Below are 17,852 nucleotides of genomic sequence, written 5' to 3'. Positions count from 1 at the left end.
GGGTAAACCGGCAAGGATGCCGATTTAGCCGCGCCGGGCCATGGATGGCCCGTCGCGGCGGCCCGCGGAACCGGGCCGGAGTGCGGGCATGCCGAGCCTAGGCGAGGCACCGAGTGGTGGGGCAAAGACCTTTTGGTTACTTTTGGCTGGGCCGGCATTCCGGGCGTTTGCCAAAAGTGACCCGCTGTAAGAGCGGAACCATAAGCCGCCGTTACCTAAATAACGGATATGTACTCAACCCCAACCCCTAGCGAAACCGCGCAATCACCGCCTCCACCACCGGGTTCGGCCGCTGGGTATTCCACGCGACGGCCGTAGTCACCACATTGAGTTTCTGACTCAACCCACGAAACACCACATTAGCCGGCGCCAGCTTCTTCAACGACGCCGGCACCAACGCAATGCCCTGCCCATAGCTGACAAACGCGATCTGCGAAGCCACCGACCGCACTTCATGCAGCACCCGAGGCGAAAACCCGCTGGCACGACAGGTAGCGATCAAATTGTCGAAATACACCGGACTGACGTTGCGCGAAAACATCACCAACGGCTCATTCGCCAGGCTCGACAAACTGATCCGCGTACGACTCGCCAACGGGTGATCCGCCGGCAACGCCACCACCAGCCGGTCCTCCGTCAGCGGCAATGACTGCACCGAAGCCCCAAGGTCACCATCCAGCCGGGCAAACGCCAGGTCGATATCCCCGGCCTCCAGCGCCGGCAACGCCTCGACGCTGTCGATTTCCCGCACCGACACCGTGAGCTGCGGGTAATCAAGCTTCAGTTGCTCGATCAACCCCGGCAGCACATCAAACATCGCCGTGGAAATCGCGCCGATGGTCAACATCCCCGACTGCCCCGCCACCGCTTCTTCCACGGCGAGTTCCAGGCGCTCCAGCTGCTCGGCGAACTTGCGCACCGCCGGCAGGATCGCCGCGCCCACCGGAGTCAGCTTGGCCCCCCGTCGGGAGCGGTCGAACAGCTTGACCTTGAGCGCCTGCTCCAGCACCTGGATCTGCTCGCTCAGCGGTGGCTGGGACATGCCGAGGCGCTTGGCCGCACGGCCAAAGTTCTGCTCTTCAGCCACGGCCAGGAACAACCAGAGGTGACGAATCAGGCGAAAGTTGATCATGGTCTTATCCATAGGTTAAGCGTATGCAAGGCTTCTGTACTTCGTAATATACCTATCATAGTCACTGCCTGACACTGGCCGCCTCCGTCACCCGAGGCTTGCCCATGACCCCTGACCGTTTGCTCGACCGCCTGGCCGCACTGGACACCAACACCGTGTCCGACGCCCTCGACTTCCTCGGCCTGCCCGGCGCCACCGTGGGCCTGCGCCCATTGTGGAACTGCCCGAAGATCGTTGGCCGCGCCAGTACCGTACTGCTCGGCCCCAAGTCCGACATCGCCCCGACCGTGCACTTGATCACCCCGGTGATCGAACAGGTCGCGACAGACGACCGGGTGCTGGTGATTGCCGGCGGTATCGAGGGCATTTCCTGCTGGGGCGACATCATCGCCAACGCGGCGTTGCGCAAACACATACGCGGTACGGTGATTGATGGTTTCAGCCGCGATATCGACGGCAGCGAAGCCATCGGCTATCCGGTGTTCGGACGCGGCGTGACCATGATCAGCGCGCGCAACCGCGTGGTGCAGCTCGACGCCGGCGTGCCCCTCAGCGTTGCTGGCGTAAGCGTCAGCGAGGACGACTACGTGATTGCCGATACCTGCGGCACGGTATTCGTGGCCCAGGCGGTGATCGAAAAGGTCCTGGACCTGGGCGAGCGCATTGCCCGCCGCCAGGACGGCATGGTGCAGGCCGTGCGCAGCGGGCGCTCTGTGGTCGAGGTGATGCACGACGCACAGTTTGAGGCGATCAACCGATGAGCGCCGATATCCAGCGGCTGAACCAGCGCCTGGCCAGCGCACAACCGTCTGCCACCTATCGCATCATGGACCGCGTCGCCGAACGCCGGGCGCAAGGCGCGCAGATTATCTCGCTGTGCGCCGGCGAACCGGATTTCGACACCCCGGCGCATATCCGCGAAGCCGCGATCCAGGCCATTGAAACCGGGCATACCCGCTACACCCAGGTGGCCGGTGCGCGGGCCCTGCGGGAGGCGGTGGCGGCGAAGTTCCGGCGCGAAAACGGCCTGGACGTGTCCTGGCAGGACACCCTCGTGTGCAACGGCGGCAAGCAGGTGATCTACAACGCCCTGGCAGCCACCCTCAATGAAGGCGACGAGGTGATCGTGCCCGCGCCGTACTGGGTCAGTTACCCGGAGATGGTGCAACTGTGCGGCGGCGAAGCGCGCATCGTCACCTGTGATGCCGACAGCGGTTTCAAGCTGACACCCGAGGCCCTGGCCGCTGCAATGACCCCGCAGACGCGCTGGCTGATCCTCAACTCACCGTCCAACCCCACCGGTGCGGTGTACAGCCAAGACGACTTGCGGGCACTCGCCGAGGTGCTGCTGGCCCACCCGCAGGTGCTGATCCTGGCCGATGACATTTACGAGCACCTGATCTTCGACGGCCAGGCCTTTCATACCCTGGCCCAGGTTGAGCCGCGTTTGGCACCACGCACATTGACCATGAACGGCGTGTCCAAGGCCTACGCCATGACCGGCTGGCGCATCGGTTTCGCCACCGGCCCACGCTGGCTGCTGGAGGCCATGGAAAAACTCCAGGGCCAGCAGACCTCCGGCGCCTGTTCGATCTCGCAACAGGCGGCCCTCGCTGCACTGGAAGGCCCCAGGGATTTCATCCGCGACAGCCGCCGGGTGTTCCAGGCGCGCCGGGACTTGATGGTCCAGTTGCTGAACGACACGCCAGGCCTGACGTGCATCAGCCCCGCCGGCGCGTTCTACGCGTTCGCCTCATGCGCCGCGCTGATCGGGCGCACCTCGGCGGGCGGGCGGCTGCTGCGCAGCGATGAAGACGTGGCCCTGGCGCTGCTGGATGAGGCCAATGTAGCCGTGGTGCATGGCAGCGCCTTTGGCCTGGGGCCGTACATCCGCATCGCCTATGCCCTGGATGACAAGTCGTTGCGCCAGGCGTGCGAGGCAATCCGCGGCTTCTGCAGCAGCTTGCTGGCAGAAGAATAAAAGTGATGAGTTCACATAGATAAATATCGCTAATGGTGGCGTGCGCCCCTTCTTAAGATTAAGGCCGAACAGGACAACACTCACAACAACAAGGTCCGCCCCCATGTCTATGCCTGAAGTCATAAAACCCGCTGTGCGCAGCCAATACCGCTGGGTGGTTGCTGCGCTGATTTTCCTGATCTACACCGTGGCCGCCGCCGACCGGGCCAACCTCGGCGTGGCGCTGCCGTTCATTCGCCAGGAATTTGCAATGAGCAACGCCCAGGCCGGTGGCCTGGTCAGCCTGTTCCTGCTGGCTTACGCCCTGGCACAACTGCCGTCGGGCTTTGCCTTCGGGCGCTTTGGCGTCAGCCGGATCCTGCCGGGGGCCATGGTGCTGACCTCGTTGCTGACCGGCCTGGTAGGCACCGCCAGCTCACTGCTGGCGCTGAAACTCTACCGCCTGGGCCTGGGCATCGCCGAAGGCCCGCTGCCCATCAGCATGACCACCACCATCAATAACTGGTTTCCGGCACGGGAAAAAGGCACCGCGTCGGGGATCTTTCTGTCGGCCGTGAAGTTCGGACCGGTGATCGTGCCGCCGCTGTGTGCCGTGATCATTTCGGTATGGGGCTGGCGCGAAATTTTCTACTTCTTTGCGATCCCGGGCATCGTGCTGGCGGTGGTCTGGTACTTCCTGGTCACCGACCATCCGTCCCGCAGCCGCTTCGTCAACCAGGCCGAACTTCAATACATCGTCGAAGACACCGCAATCGCCCAGACCGCCCGTGTGCACAAGACGCCGGCGTGGGTGAAAAAGCTCGACCGGGTGATCCGCACCCGCGATGAAAAGCCCCTGGAAACCAACCGTCAGGTTTTCACCTCATGGAATATCTGGGGGTGCGCCACCAGCTACTGCTTCCAGCTCGGTGTCTCCAGCGTGCTGCTGGCGTGGATTCCCACCTACCTGATGACCGTCAAGCAGTTTTCGATCATGAACATGGGCCTGGTCTCGGCAGCGCCCTGGGTGGGCGCGGTGCTGGGCAACCTGCTGGGAGGTTTCTGCTCGGACCGCCTGATGGGCGGGCGCCGCAAGCCGGGCATGTTGCTGTCGGCGGTCGGCACCTCGTTGATGATGTACCTGCTGATCAACTCACCGGCCGAGCCCCTGCCCTACGGCTTGCTGCTGATGCTGACCGGCGTGGTGCTGAGCCTCGGCTTCTCGTCCTACATGGTCTACCCGATGGGCCTGACCACCAAGAAGACCTTCCCGATCTCCAACGCCATCGTGAACATGATCGGCCAGTTGGGCGCCGCCGCCACGCCCTTCATCACCGGCCTGCTGCTGGACAACTACGGCTGGAACTACGTATTTGCCTGGCTGGCGATCGGCTCGTTCATCAGCTTCATCATTTTGCTGACCATTGCCGAGCCCCGCCCGGCCTCCAGCCACCCGACCTGATTTGTCACCACCACGAGGAGTTATCCATGTCACCCCAAGACCAAGAATTGGTTGCCCTGTTTGCCGGCCTGGACACCCCGGGCGTGTCCGACGCCCTGGACAAGCTAGGCCTGCCCGGCCAATGCCTGGGAATCATGCCCCTGGACAACTATCGCCAGGTGGTGGTCGGCCCGGCCTTCACGGTGCGCTACGTCAGCGCCAGCACCCCGCCGGGCACCGTAGGCGACTTTATCGATGACGTGGCCGAAGGCGATGTGGTGGTGATCGACAATGACGGACGCACCGACTGCACGGTGTGGGGCGACATCATGACCCAGTACGCCGGCAGCCAGCGGATCGCCGCGACGGTGATCGATGGCGTGTGCCGCGACGTGAGCAAGGCCCTGGGCGACGGCTACCCGCTGTTCACCAAGGGCCGGTTCATGCGCACGGGCAAGGACCGGGTTGAAGTGGAAGCAGTAAACCAGCCGGTGTCCATCGGCCAGGCCCGGGTGTGCGCCCGGGACATCGTGGTCGCCGACGCCAATGGCGTGGTGATCGTGCCGCGCGAGCGGGCCCATGAAGTGGCAGCCTGTGCACGCTCGATTGAAGCGGTGGAAGCGCGTATCCGGACGCTGCTCGATGAAGGCAAATCCCTGCGTGAAGCACGGGCGGCGCTGGGTTATCACACCCTGCAACGCAAGGGCTGAAAGGTCCTTCAGTTGGCCGGTCGCAACAGCTGCATCTGCTGGCGGTAGTCATCCGTCACCTGCCGCGCCTGACCGCTGCTGGTGATCACCTTCGGCGTGATCAGCACGATCAACTCGGTGCGATCCCTGGACTTGCTGGTGTTGCCAAACAACCAGCGCAGCCCGGGGATTTTCCCCAGGTACGGCACGGCGCTGACGTTCTCGGCGTTGTCCTGCTTGATCAGCCCGCCGAGCAACACGGTCTGGCCGCTTTGCACCGCCACCTGGGTCGACACCGAGCGCGTGGAGATACGCGGGTTGTTGGGTGTGTCGCTGCTGTTGGTGGTTTGGTTCTCGGCGTCGCTGACCTGTTGCTGGATGTCCATGTACACCAGGCCGCCCGGGTTGATCCGCGGCACCACGTCGAGGATCACCCCGGTCTGCACGTATTCGACGCTGCTCAAGGTGCTGTCGGCGTTGCCGGTGTTGACCGTGGTCTGGCTGATGGGGATGTTGTCCCCCACCTGGATCTGCGCCGGCTGGTTGTTCATCACCACCAGCGATGGCGCCGACAGCACCTGGGTGCGGCCGTTGGTTTCCAGGGCGTGCAAGGCCACTTGCAGGTTGGAGCTGACGAAGGAATAGAACAGCGAATCCGCGCCCAATCCCGCACCGCCGCCGCCCAGGGCGCCCTGGCTGCCAGGGGTATTGGCTACCGTGGTGCTGGTGGAGTTGCCCGCCAGGCGGCCCAGGTACCATTGCACCCCTAGGTCCAGTTCGCCGGTGAGTTTGACTTCGAGGATGCGCGTCTCGATCTGCACTTGCAGCGGCGGGTTGTCGAGGCGCTTGATCGCCGATTCGATCTCCTTCCACTGCACCGGTCGGGTGCGTACCAGCAACTGGTTACTGCTTTTTTGCGCGGTGATCCGGGTGCCGGCGTCGAGGCTTTTGGCAGCGCCCGGCTCTGCATTTTCACCGTCTTCGCTGGCGGCCGGGGCCTGGTCCTCATCGTCACTGACGGGCGGGCTATTGCTGCTGTTGTTCAAGCCACCCGAGGTGCCGCCGCTGGTGTTGAGTGACGACAAGGTCGCCGTGCGCAGCCCCGGCGCCACCTGGGCCGGCGCATCGTCCTTGATCGCGCCGGTGCCGTAGATCTGCCGCAGGTATTTGGCGAGGTCCGTGGCCTTCATGTTGCGCACGTCGTAGACGTACATCTGCGGCTCGTTGCCGCCGCCCTCATCGATGGTGTGAATCCAGTCGCCAACTTCGCTGAGGTACTGCGGCTGGGACGAGATCGCCACCACCGAATTGGTCCGCTCGATGGGCAGGAAGCGCACCATGCCCGCCAGGGGCATGCCGCTGTCGGGGCCGAACATTTTTTGCAGCTCGGGCATCAACTCGGCCACCGAGGCCCGTTGCAAACCGAACACCCCCACCGACATGCCCTTGAGCCAATCGACGTCGAAGGTGTCGATGGTGTCCTGATAGTTGGCCAACTCATCCGGCGTACCGGCCAGGCTCAGCACGTTGCGTGCCGGGTCCACCAGCAGGAATGCGTTTTCCCGGGCGAACGGCTTGAGCAGTTTCTGCATTTCCGTGGCCGAGATATAGCGCAGCGGAAACAGCCGTGCGGAGAGTCCGCTGGAGGGTTGCGACACGCTCATTTCCGGCACCAGCTTGCCCGCCACCGCCTGGTTGGCGGGCAGGATCACGTAGCGCTGGCCCTGGCGGATCATCGCGTTATCGGTCCAGGACAACAGGGTTTCGAGGATCGACAGCGCCTGTTTCTTGTTCACCGGCTTTGAGGTGGAGAAGCTTACGTTGCCTTTCACACCCTGGGCGATGCTGTAGTTCTCGTGCAGCAGGTCGCCCATGACGCTGTTGATCACCGCCTCAATCGGCTGGTCGGCGAAGTTGAACACGATGTCGCCGCTGGCTTCATCCTTGACCGCCGGCGCAGGTGCGGGCTGGCGCACGAACTGCTGGTTACCGCGAATCAACTGGCGCTGGGGCGGCGTAGGCGCCTGGGGTTGGCGGCTGTCGGCCGCAGGCGACTCGCTGGCCGGGTCCACGGGCGGCCGTTGCGAACCGGTGCCCTGCATCGCCTCGTGAAGCAAGGCATCGTCCGGGTCGAGGTGATCGGGGAATGACCCACAGCCGCCCAAGGCGACGGCGGTGGCCAGGCAAAACACGCTGGTGCGCAAGGCGCTAGGGGAAGTATCGATCAAGGGGCGGGCTCGTGAGGAAGGGAAATCGGTGGTGTGGTGGACGGCGGCGGCAAACGCGGAACGCTGAGGCTCAGGGTTTGCGTGCGGCCATCCAGCACAAAACGGGCGTGCAGCGGTGTCAGGTGTTCCAGGCGCCAGCCGTTGGGCAGAGTCTGGCCTTGGTGGACCTTGAGCGGCGGGCCCTCGTCACGCTTGAGCAGCGCGACGCGCAGGTCGCCGTCGAGCAGCACGCCGGTCAGCTTCAGGCTCGACAGGCTGGAAATCTCGGCCTGGCCAACGGCAGCATCGGGGCTGCGGTCGGGGCTGAACAGCGGCGCCTGCCAGGTGCCGGCAAGGCTTTCCAGGGTCGCACTCGGGGCCACGTGAACCTTGGCCGAAGCATTGGCGCGCGCGGTGGAGGCAGGCTCATCCAGCCACTGCGGCGCATCGCCGATGCTGCTCAGGATACCCACCATCAGCAGGCCCAGCAGCCCGGCCACACCGAGCAACACCCACTCGAGGGCGCGCAATGAATTGATCATCGGCGGGCCTGCGTGGCGGCTGCCGGTTGCAGATAACCGCGCACCAACAGGTGCACCACCAGCTTTCCGGCACCGCCGCTGGCGGGGGCATTCGGCCCGCGACGGACGCTCATTTCATCCACGAACAGGAACGGTCGCTGGTACTCCAGCTCATGCAGGATCGCGGTCAGGGGTTCGATGGCGCAGTTGAGGGTCAGGCTGACTTTGACCTGGCGATAGGGCTCGGTGTCGTCCTGCTCCGGGGTGATGGGCATGCGCTGGGTCAGGCTGCAGCCGCCGCCGAGGCCGGCGCGGCTGTTGATCAGGTCGGCGATGCGCTGCATCAGGTCCGCCGCCACGGCGCTGGGGTCATCCCCCGGCAACAGGCTGGTGCTGCTGGCCGGGTCCTGGCGGGCTTGCTCCAGTTGCTCACGCAAGGCGGCGCCCTGGTGCAGCAGGCCCGCATAGCGTTGCTGTTGTTCGCGCAGCTGTTCGGCCTGCTCGCCCATGGCACGCAATGGCCCGGCGAACCAGCTGTCGATCAGCAGCCAGTAACCGCCGCCCAGCACCAGCGCCAGGACCAGCAAGGCGGCGCCGCGACGCTCACGGGGTGTCAGTGGTCGGCGCATCGGCGGCCTCTTGGTGCAAGTGGGCGCGCAGGGAAAACTGATCCTTGCCGGTTTGCGCATCGGGTTGGATCACCCCTTCGAACTGGGGGTTTTCCAGGCTGTGGCACGCCTTGATCCGAGTGATCAGGGCACTCGCCTTGGCGCTCTGCCCGGAGAAGGACACGTCGGCGCCGTTGTTGACGTCCAACTGGTCGAGCCAGGTATCGGCGGGCAGGCAGGCGGTCAGTTCGTTGAGCAGCGCCGCCAATGGCGGTTGTGCCGACTTGCGGCGAATCAGGTATTGCGCGGCGCCACGGGTGTTAAGCAGTTGCTGGCGCAGGCTCTGGACCTCGGCGACCTGGGCTTTCTGCTGTTGCACCTGCGCCTGCATGACGTCGAGCACCCGCTGGCGGTCGTTGAGCCACAGCAGCATCGCGGCAACCAGCAAGGCGCCGCACAGCCAGGGCAGGCTGCGTTGCAAGCCCTTCCCGGCCGGCCGCTGGCGTGGGCGCAACGGCGCCGGCAGCAGGTCGATGCCCATTGGCCCGTCCACATCCACCGCATGGGGCTGCAAGCCGAGAGCAGCGCAGTCCAACAGGATTTGATCCAGGCGCTCCCGCAGGATGGCCACCAGGGTCACCTGCACATGCGTGGCGGTGCGCCGTTCCTGGCGGGCCACGAAGTACAACTGTTCAGCCTCGAACGGGGTAAAGCGGTCCAGCTCATAACCCACCACGGTCGACAGGTTGCGCGCGGCCGCCAGGGGCAGTTGCAGGGTTTGCAGCAACACCGCCGAGGGCGCGAGCACCAGCACCTGGCGCACCTCGTCGGCAGGTTTTGCCACCGGCCCGGTCAACGGCCAGTGGTAGCGGTGCTCGGGGATGTCACGGACCGACAGCCACGCCGGCAGGCAGCCACGCAGCTCCTTGAGCCACAGGCGCCAGCCCACTTGCAGCAAGCTGCCGCGCCAGCGCCGGGTGAGCGGTTCGGCCAGCTGTTGAAGGCGCGCCACTGGCGCCGAAAGGTATGGATTCATTCTTGCCAACGCAGCACCCGATAAGGTTGTGCGCTTCCCTCCGATGGGCTCAATAAAACCGTGGTTCGTAACCGGGCGTGGTAACCGCCGGGGCGTTGTGCGCGGCTGTCGATCACCAGCACGTCACCGGGGTCGGCCCCTACTGCGCTCTGCCGGGGCAGGTTCAGCGCCTGGCGCATCAATGGGCTGGCGAAAGCGGGATCGGGCCGGTCCAGGCCGCTCCACAAACTGATTTCCGGGGCCAGCCGGCTGTACAGCGCCTGGGTCATGCCGGGCAATTGCCGCACTTCCTCCACCACGCGGAACGGCGCCAGGCCTGCGTTGCGCCGCATTTCCAGGTCCCTGGCGAGCCGGCTGGCCTGGGCCTGGGTGGCACCGCACGCCAGGGCCAGGCGGGCAAAATCAGCGGCCTCGGCGCTGTTCAAATACAGCTTGCCGCGCTCGCTGTGCAGGCTCACGTGAAGCTGTGCGTCATCAAATACCAGGGGCATTTCGCGGCCGTCGGCGATCCATTGCTTGCGTTGCAGCGGGTCGGCCAGGGCCTGCATGGCCAACGCCACGCCCGCCTCCGCCGCCAGCAGCGCCTGGGTATGCTGGCGATGCCACAGGGCCTGGCGGCTTTCCAGTTGTACCCAACCGGCCAGGCCGCCCAGCAGCAAGCTGAGCAACGCCAGTACCCACAGCACCAGCAGCAATGCAACGCCGCGCTGACGCTTCATTCGCCTGATGCTCCGCTAGAGAGGTTCAGCCGCAGGGCAACCACTTGGGTGACCCACGGCACCGGTCCGTTGACTTGTGCTGCAATGCGTACCGCATAAGGCAGGCGTTTGGTCCACGGCCAGTCACTGATCCAACCGGTGGCCTGGCCCTTGGGCGACAGGCCGCGATAGCTGAATTGCAGATCCTCGACGTTCTTCAGCAACACCTGCGGTTCGCTGCGGGTGGCCGGCACGCTCACTTGGGCATTGGACTCAAACCGTGCGAACGCCACCTGCAACTCGCGCTCGGTCAACTGCAAGGTGAAACGCTGGATACCGCCGCCGAGCACGCCCGGCAAGGTCGCGACGTATTGCAGGCGCTGGGGAGCGCCGACAAAAAAGCCGTTGGTCTGGCTGTCGTCCTCGGTCACGTCCAGGGGCAGCGCCTCGCTGATGGAAGTGCGCAGGAACTGTTGCGCGGCGCGACTTTCATCCAGGCTGACGGTGTAGCGCTGCGCCTTGAGTACTGCACGGTTGGCTCCCAGGAGCGCGCCGCCCACCAGGGCCAACAACACGCCCAGCAGGCTGAGCACGATCATGATTTCGAGCAACGTGAAGCCCCGCTGCTGCTTCACTGGAGGCTCCCGTCGCGGCTGGCGCGCAGTTTCAAGGTACTGAAATTTGCGCGGCGCGGACCTTCGCTGACGCTGAGATCGAGGCGAAACAAATGTGGCTGACCGATGCGGGTGGGCTGCTGGGCGACGCGCAGTTGCCAGGCAATGCCGTCCAGCTCGCCCTCGCGCACGCCACTGGCCAGGGGCCCCGACGCCTCCTGATCCATCACGCTCAACGCGGTATGGGTCAGGCGGTCGCTGTGGGCCACCTGCAACAACGAGCGCGCGCTTTGGCCGAACGCGACCAGCAACACCGTGCTGCAGATCGCCATGAGGGTCAGCGCTGCGAGCATTTCCAGCAAGGTGAAACCCGACTGACGCTTCATGGCAATGCCCTGGACTGCACGCTGCCGGTCAGCCAGCCGACGTCGATGCGCCAGCGTCGCGTGCCATTGGCCAATAACAGGTTGCCGCCGGTAGAGCTGCCGTCGGGGTAAAACTCCACCGCAGCGCCTGCGTGTTCGGCGGTGTGCAGGGTCACTTGCAGATCGGCCGGCCAGTGCTTGATGGGTTGCCCCGGCGCCTGAAAGCTCAGCCGGGCCAAGTCGAAGACGGTCTTGGCCGACCTGCCGCTGACAATCGCCCGTGCCCGTGTGCTGCGCAGGGCATCCACCATCTGCCCGACCACCTGGCGCTCTTTCGCTACCCGCAGGCCTTGTTGCAGGCCAAATCCCACCAACCCGGCCGCGATGCTGATCAACACGATCACCACCAGCATCTCCAGCAGGGTAAAGCCGCGTTGGAGGGCCGGCATTATTCCCAGTTGCCCAGGTCGGCGCTGTAGCCTTCGCCGCCGGGCTGGCCGTCCTGACCGTAGAAGATCAGGTCGAAGGCGCCATGTTCACCGGGGAAGCGATAGCCGAAGGCATGGCCGAACGGGTCCTTGAGGTCTGAGGGCTTGGCGTACGGTCCGGCCCAGCCGGCGGTGTTGCCGGGCTTGTCGACCAATTGCTGGAGGGTCTTGGGTGGCGAGCCGACGTCCAGGCCGTAGCTCTCGATCTTCATGCTCAGGCTGGCCAGTTGCGCCTTGCCCGCGCCGTATTTGCCCTTGTCGACGTTGCCGCCCACCTGGCGCACCACGATGGTCGCGACGATGCCCAGCAACACAATCACCGCGAGCATTTCCAGCAAGGTGAAACCGCCTTGGCGGCGGGCGGGTTTGAAACGGGTATGGCGCATCGGCTTGCTTCCTTGGGTCTTCATATATTGCTGGTCAGGCTCATCAGCGGCAGCATGATCGCGAGCATGATCACCGCCACCAGCACCGCCATGACCACCGTCAGGGACGGCACCAGGGCGGCGAGCAGGCGGTCGATGCCGCGCTTGGCTTCGACGTCGAACACGTCGGCGACCTTGAGCAGCATGCTGTCCAGTTCACCGGCCTGTTCGCCGACTTCAATCATTTGCAGGGCCAGGTCCGGCAGCAGCGGTTGGCTGCCAAATGCACTGGCCAGGGTGCCGCCGCCTTTCACTGACTCGGCGGCCTGGGCCACTTGTGCCTGCAAGGCACGGTTGGTGCAGACCTGGCGGGCGATCACCAGCGCTTGCAGCAGCGCCACGCCGTTGCTCAGCAAGGTGCCGAGGGTGCGTGCCAGGCGTGCGGCTTCGACCCGCTGCAACAGCGGGCCGATAACGCGGATACCCAGCACGCGCCGGTCGTACTGCTCGCGGTGTCGTGGGTTGCGCAGGCGTGCCGCCAGGGCCCAGACCGTCACGATCAACCCGGCAAAAACCGCCAGGCCATAGGCGCCGAGGAACTGCCCAAGGCCCAGGATCACTTCGGTGATCAACGGAATCGGCACGCCCAGATCTTTGAAGATCGGCACAAACTGCGGCACCACGTAAGCCAGCAACAGCGCCAGGGAACCGAGCACGCCCACCACCAGGAAGGCGGGATAGATCAGCGCGTTGATCACCTCGCCTCTCAATAACTGGCTGCGTTCCAGGTAGTCACTGAGTTGGCGCAGGGTGTTCTCCAGCGCACCGCCCGCCTCACCGGCACGCACCATGCTCAGGTACAGCGGCGAAAACTGGCTGCCCTCCTCTTCCAGCGCTGCCGACAATGGCTTGCCGGCCTTGACGTGCTCGCGGATACGTTCGATCAGCGCTCGGGTCTGCGGCTGGCCGGGCTGCTTGAGCAGGATGCCCAGCGAGCGCTCCAGCGGTTGGCCCGCGCCCAGCAGGGTGGCCAGTTGCTGGGTAAAACTGACCAGCGCCGCGCCATTCAACTGGCCGCGCCCGAAGGTATTGCGCAGCCCTTGGGCACCGGCGGCATCGATGTGCAACAGCAGCAGGCCACGTTTGTGCAGCGCAGCGACGGCGGCGGCCTGGTCCTTCGCTTCGAGGGTGCCGTTCTGCGCGACGCCCTGGCTGTCCAGGGCGCGGTATTTGAACAGGCTCACGCGCCCTCTCCACGGGTGACGCGCAACACTTCTTCAAGGGACGTGACACCGGCCACCGCCTGGCGCAGGCCTTCTTCATGCAGGGTGCGCAAGCCACCACGGCGGGCGGCCTGTTCGAGGGTCGCGGCGTCGGCCTGGCGCATCAACAAGCTGCGCAGTTCGTCATTCATCACCAGCAATTCGGTGATTGCACTGCGGCCGTGGTAACCGCCGCCGGCGGCGTTGGCGCGAGGCCGGTAAAGCAGGATCGGGCGCTGCTCGGTGAAGCGGTCGAGGCCGTGTTCCTCGATCAGCTCCGGCGGGGCTTCGAACGCCTCGCGGGTCGCCGGGTCGAGGCGGCGCACCAGGCGCTGGGCGAGGATGCCATTGACGGTCGAGGCGATCAGGTAGCTCTCCACCCCCATGTCCAGCAGGCGCGTGATACTTGCTGCGGCACTGTTGGTGTGCAGGGTCGAGAGCACCAGGTGGCCGGTCAGGGAGGACTGGATGGCGATGCGGCAGGTTTCGAGGTCGCGGATCTCACCGATCATGATCACGTCCGGGTCCTGGCGCACGATGGAGCGCAGCGCGCCGGCGAAGTCCAGCCCAATGGCCGGTTTGACCTGGATCTGGTTGATGCCTTCCAGCTGGTATTCCACCGGGTCTTCGACAGTGATGATCTTGCGCTCGGCGGTATTGAGCCGCGACAACGCGGTATAGAGCGTGGTGGTTTTACCCGAGCCGGTGGGCCCGGTGACCAGCAGGATGCCGTGGGGCCGCTCGAGCACTTCAAGAAAGGTTGCCAGGCGCTGGCCATCAAAGCCCAGGCTCTGGAAATCGAACTGCACGGTCTGGCGGTCCAGCAGGCGCATCACCACCGACTCGCCAAAACTGGTGGGCACCGTGGATACCCGCAGGTCCAGTTCCTTGCCCTGGATGCGCAACATGATCCGGCCGTCCTGCGGCAGGCGGCGCTCGGCGATGTCGAGGCGCGCCATGATCTTGACCCGGGAAATCACCGCCGCCGAGGAACTCGCCGGCGGCGCTTCGGCTTCATGCAGCACACCGTCGATGCGGTAGCGCACCTTGAGCTGGTTTTCAAAGGGTTCGATATGGATGTCCGAGGCGCGGTGCTCCACGGCCCGTTGCAGGATCAGGTTGACCAGGCGAATCACCGGGGCTTCGGAGGCCATGTCCTTGAGGTGTTCGATGTCTTCCAGGGCGCCGCCCTGTTCATCGAGGTTTTCGATCAGGGTGCCCATGGCGGAACGGCCCTGGCCGTAGTAACGCTCGATCAGGGTTTCGACTTCGTTGCGCGGCCCGACCGCCAGCCACACCGGCACGCCGCACGCGTACGCCAGGGCCTGGAACGGATACAGCAGCGCCGGGTTGGCCGCCAACACCCGCACACCACCGTGGCTCCAGCCCACCGGCACCACCTGGTAATGGCGCATGAAGCGTTCGGTCAGCGCCGGCAGCGGGTCGAGCACGGGCGGTGCGGCGTCCGCCAGCAGCAACGGCGCGCCGAGCAAATCGGCCCAGGCCCGCGCCAGTTCCACTTCGGAAACCAGCCCCAGGCGCGTCAGCAGGCCGAGCAGTTCGGGGTCGTCGGATTCCTGGGATAACCGTCGAGCACGTTCCAGGTCGACGGTTTTCAGACCGGCTTTTCGCATCAGCCACGCGCACACTTGTTCGGCATCCGGAATCTGCATTCGGCATGCATCGATGGGCATTGACGGTATCGGTTGAGACATCTGCACCATTCTGAACAACTAGTTGAAGAGGCTGTTTCCAAGGGTGCAGAAACAACAACTAGTCCCAGCGGCGCCTTGAACAAGATCAAGACCCTGCACACAAGCGATGTGCAGGACAGCCGTGGCAAATCATGGCCTTTTAGAACTACTGACCAAGGCCATTAGTTCGCCACAATTCATAAAATCTTGTTAAACACATCGACTAACATATTGATGCTTAGTTCACGATTGCAAATAGCCAGCCCGCTGCAACAGCACTAATCATTGAACTTCTCGTCGTTTAATTTTGAACTGCACAAGAGTGCCACTTCCCTGTGGCGCGATTGCCGCTAGAAGTCGACGGTCGCCGACAGCAAATACGTGCGCGGCGTCGACAAGGTCAACCCCGGCTCGCTGTCATCCGAGGCACCGGCCGAACTCCAATAGCGCCGGTTGGCCACGTTCTCGACATTGGCCCGCAGGGTGATGTGCTTGTCGTCGACCTTGAAGGCGTAGCGTGCGCCGACATCAAGCCGGGTCCAGGCGTCGATTTCCTTGACGTTGGACTGGTCCAGGTACTGCGAGCTGGAATAGATCCCGCGGCTGGTCAGGGTCAGGCCTTCAACAGTCGGCACGTCCCACTCCGCGCCCAGGTTGACGTTGTACTTGGGCGTGGCCGGCGCGCGGTTGCCGTCGTAGGTGCCGTTGGTGGTGTGCGTCAGTTCGCTGTCGATGTACATCACCCCGCCCAGCAGGCGGAAACCCTTGAGCGGCTCGCCGAACACGCTGAGTTCCACGCCATCGTTCTGGCGCTTGCCATTGGGGCCGAAGACCAGCGTGGTGGCGTTGGTCTCGTAGGCCGGCTGCTTGATCCTGAATACAGCGGCCGTCACCGCGAACGCACCGGCGTCGTACTTGGCGCCGACTTCGACCTGACGGCTGATGAACGGTGGGAAGATTTCGTCATCGTTGACCGACGCCGACGGCGCGACCTTGCCCTGGCTCAGGCCTTCCATGTAGTTGGCGTACAACGAGAGCTTGTCGGTGGCCTTGAACAGGATGCCGCCGGACGGTGAAATTTTTTCCTCGTCGTAGGCGGTGTCGCCTTTGACGTCATCGGTCCAGTCGTCGACCTTGACCCGCTGCCAGCGCGCACCGAGGGTCAGCAGCAACCGGTCGTCGAAAAAACCCAGGGTGTCGGACAACGCCACACCGCTGAAACGGTTTTCGGTGTAGACCTTCGAGTCAAATCGCGTTGGCCGGCCAGGCGCGGGGGTTTCAACAGGGTTGTAGATATTGCTTGAACCCTGCGCATATCGCGCGCCGCCGTTTTCGAAGTCCATGTAGAAGTAGCTGGCCGCCAGGTTGACCTCATGGCTCACCGGGCCGGTATGGAACCAGTTGCGCACGCCCGCCGTGGCGGTGCGCACGTTTTCATCGCGGGTGAAGTCGCGGGGCTGCACGCTGAAATCACCGGCGTTGTTGGCCACCGACACTGCATGGCGCAGGAAGTCATGGTTGCTTTTGCGCGCACCGACGCCGCCGTAGAGCATTAGGTTGTCGCTGAGATCAAACTCGCCGTTGACCGTGCCGAAGGTGTCGTTGGTGCTTGCCTTGCTCCAGGGCTGCGCGTAGTTGTGGCGTACGTCGTTGGCACTCGGCACCCTGGCTTTGGGCCCGACTTGCACACGTTCCTGGGGGGCGTCGGTATCGCGCTCGGTGCGGCCGATGTCGGTGGAAAGTCGCAGGCGTTCACTGCGAAAATCCAGGCCCAGCACGGCCATTTCGCGGTCGACACTCTGGTGATCCCAGGCGGTGTCGCCGGACTGTTTCACGCCGTTGAAACGCAGGCCGAACTGGTTGTCTTCACCAAAACGCCGGCCGATATCCACGGCTCCGCCCGCCTGGCTGTCGGAGGCCCAACTGCCGGTGAGCGAGGTGATGGGTGTGTCGGTGGCACGCTTGGGCACCACGTTGATCCCGCCGCCCACGCTGCCCCGTGGCGAGATGCCGTTGATCAACTGGCTGGGGCCTTTGATGATGTCGACGCGCTCGGCCATTTCCATGTCGATGGTGTAGGTCGGCAATACGCCATAGAGGCCGTTGTAGGCGACATCACTGTTGAACAGGCTGAAGCCGCGAATGGTGAATTGCTCATAGCGCCCGCCGGCCGGGTTGGTGGCGCGCACCGAGGGGTCGCTGGCAATCAGGTCGCCAAGGGTACGCGCCTGTTGGTTCTTGACCGCCGCGCTGGTGTAGGTGGTCATGCTGAACGGGGTATCCATGAAGTCCTTCGAGCCCAGCAGGCCCTGGGAGCCACGGCGCGCCACCTGGCCACCAGCAAAGGACTCGCTGCCGGCATCGCCGGTGGCGCCGAGAATCGAGGTGGGCGCCAGTTGCAGGCTGCCGCCTTCGGGAACCGGGGTCAGCCTATAGGCCTGCTCGCCCATGGGCTGCAGTTGCAGGCCGGAGCCCTGGAGCAGGCGCGCGAAACCTTCTTCGACGCCGTATTCGCCGGACAACCCGCTGCTGTTGCGGCCGCTGACCAGCGCCGGGTCCACCGAGAGGTTGACCCCGGCCAGCCCGGCGAAACGGGTCAGCGCGGCACTCAGGCTGCCGGCCGGCACCTGGTAGCTGCGCCGGGACGCACCGTCTTCGGCATAGCTGATGGGAACGAACAACGGGCTGGCACTCAGGCTCAGCATGAGGCTGAGGTTCAGCAACGGGCGTATTGCGGGCATTGGAAGAAGCTCTCGATTTTGTTCACTTACC

The 17,852-nt window shown here is 64.5% G+C and carries 17 protein-coding genes; 4 read left to right on the top strand and 13 right to left on the bottom strand.

From position 1 onward, the window contains the following. Window positions 1-247: 247 nt before the first annotated feature. On the bottom strand, window positions 248-1,132 hold the full coding sequence (locus HX815_RS24550; protein ID WP_076016066.1) for a LysR family transcriptional regulator: 885 nt from the start codon (window positions 1,130-1,132) through the stop codon (window positions 248-250). 104 nt (window positions 1,133-1,236) lie between these two features. On the opposite strand from HX815_RS24550, the gene HX815_RS24545 reads away from it, so the two are divergent. The 4 genes from HX815_RS24545 to HX815_RS24530 all read left to right on the top strand — a co-directional run bounded on the left by HX815_RS24545 (window position 1,237) and on the right by HX815_RS24530 (window position 5,243). Next, window positions 1,237-1,893, top strand: a complete 657-nt coding sequence (locus tag HX815_RS24545) for an RraA family protein (RefSeq protein WP_177029018.1) — start codon at window positions 1,237-1,239, stop codon at window positions 1,891-1,893. Beyond that, entirely contained in the window at window positions 1,890-3,113 is a 1,224-nt protein-coding gene (locus HX815_RS24540; RefSeq protein ID WP_177029017.1) for a pyridoxal phosphate-dependent aminotransferase, read from the top strand. The genes HX815_RS24545 and HX815_RS24540 overlap by 4 nt, the downstream gene beginning before the upstream one ends. A gap of 103 nt (window positions 3,114-3,216) precedes the next feature. Next, window positions 3,217-4,554 (top strand): MFS transporter, encoded by a 1,338-nt coding sequence (locus HX815_RS24535; protein ID WP_023658999.1) that lies wholly within the window; start codon window positions 3,217-3,219, stop codon window positions 4,552-4,554. Between the two features lie 26 nt (window positions 4,555-4,580). Continuing rightward, on the top strand, window positions 4,581-5,243 hold the full coding sequence (locus HX815_RS24530) for an RraA family protein (RefSeq protein WP_102368634.1): 663 nt from the start codon (window positions 4,581-4,583) through the stop codon (window positions 5,241-5,243). Between the two features lie 8 nt (window positions 5,244-5,251). Here the strand turns inward: HX815_RS24530 and gspD are convergent, their stop codons facing one another. From gspD to HX815_RS24470, 12 genes are all read right to left on the bottom strand, one after another. Further along, window positions 5,252-7,450 (bottom strand): type II secretion system secretin GspD, encoded by a 2,199-nt coding sequence (gspD, locus tag HX815_RS24525; RefSeq protein WP_177029016.1) that lies wholly within the window; start codon window positions 7,448-7,450, stop codon window positions 5,252-5,254. After that, window positions 7,447-7,971: a general secretion pathway protein GspN gene (locus HX815_RS24520; protein ID WP_177029015.1), complete on the bottom strand. Its 525-nt coding sequence runs from the start codon at window positions 7,969-7,971 to the stop codon at window positions 7,447-7,449. The genes gspD and HX815_RS24520 overlap by 4 nt, the downstream gene beginning before the upstream one ends. Beyond that, a complete protein-coding gene (gene gspM / locus HX815_RS24515) occupies window positions 7,968-8,579 on the bottom strand; it encodes a type II secretion system protein GspM (protein WP_023659000.1) in 612 nt (203 codons plus the stop codon). Before gspM ends, HX815_RS24520 begins: the two co-directional genes overlap by 4 nt. Then, the gene (locus HX815_RS24510) at window positions 8,554-9,594 is read right to left on the bottom strand and encodes a PilN domain-containing protein (RefSeq protein WP_177029014.1); all 1,041 of its coding nucleotides are present in this window, start codon (window positions 9,592-9,594) and stop codon (window positions 8,554-8,556) included. The genes gspM and HX815_RS24510 overlap by 26 nt, the downstream gene beginning before the upstream one ends. Beyond that, complete coding sequence (locus tag HX815_RS24505; protein WP_177009916.1) at window positions 9,591-10,313, bottom strand: general secretion pathway protein GspK; 723 nt, start codon at window positions 10,311-10,313, stop codon at window positions 9,591-9,593. The genes HX815_RS24510 and HX815_RS24505 overlap by 4 nt, the downstream gene beginning before the upstream one ends. Continuing rightward, window positions 10,310-10,927: a prepilin-type N-terminal cleavage/methylation domain-containing protein gene (locus tag HX815_RS24500; protein ID WP_003209916.1), complete on the bottom strand. Its 618-nt coding sequence runs from the start codon at window positions 10,925-10,927 to the stop codon at window positions 10,310-10,312. The genes HX815_RS24505 and HX815_RS24500 overlap by 4 nt, the downstream gene beginning before the upstream one ends. Next, on the bottom strand, window positions 10,924-11,292 hold the full coding sequence (locus HX815_RS24495; RefSeq protein WP_008437204.1) for a type II secretion system protein: 369 nt from the start codon (window positions 11,290-11,292) through the stop codon (window positions 10,924-10,926). Before HX815_RS24495 ends, HX815_RS24500 begins: the two co-directional genes overlap by 4 nt. Then, the gene (locus HX815_RS24490) at window positions 11,289-11,720 is read right to left on the bottom strand and encodes a type II secretion system protein (RefSeq protein WP_003209913.1); all 432 of its coding nucleotides are present in this window, start codon (window positions 11,718-11,720) and stop codon (window positions 11,289-11,291) included. Before HX815_RS24490 ends, HX815_RS24495 begins: the two co-directional genes overlap by 4 nt. Beyond that, a complete protein-coding gene (gene gspG / locus HX815_RS24485; protein WP_003209911.1) occupies window positions 11,720-12,145 on the bottom strand; it encodes a type II secretion system major pseudopilin GspG in 426 nt (141 codons plus the stop codon). Before gspG ends, HX815_RS24490 begins: the two co-directional genes overlap by 1 nt. A gap of 20 nt (window positions 12,146-12,165) precedes the next feature. After that, complete coding sequence (gspF, locus tag HX815_RS24480; protein ID WP_177029013.1) at window positions 12,166-13,368, bottom strand: type II secretion system inner membrane protein GspF; 1,203 nt, start codon at window positions 13,366-13,368, stop codon at window positions 12,166-12,168. Further along, window positions 13,365-15,059, bottom strand: coding sequence for a type II secretion system ATPase GspE (gspE, locus tag HX815_RS24475; protein ID WP_177029019.1), 1,695 nt, complete (start codon window positions 15,057-15,059; stop codon window positions 13,365-13,367). Before gspE ends, gspF begins: the two co-directional genes overlap by 4 nt. 371 nt (window positions 15,060-15,430) lie before the next feature. Continuing rightward, entirely contained in the window at window positions 15,431-17,821 is a 2,391-nt protein-coding gene (locus tag HX815_RS24470) for a TonB-dependent receptor (protein ID WP_177029012.1), read from the bottom strand. Window positions 17,822-17,852: the final 31 nt, after the last annotated feature.

The organism is Pseudomonas sp. E6002 (assembly GCF_013385565.1).
Taxonomy (GTDB): domain Bacteria; phylum Pseudomonadota; class Gammaproteobacteria; order Pseudomonadales; family Pseudomonadaceae; genus Aquipseudomonas.
This window is presented reverse-complemented; position numbering and strand designations above follow the sequence as displayed.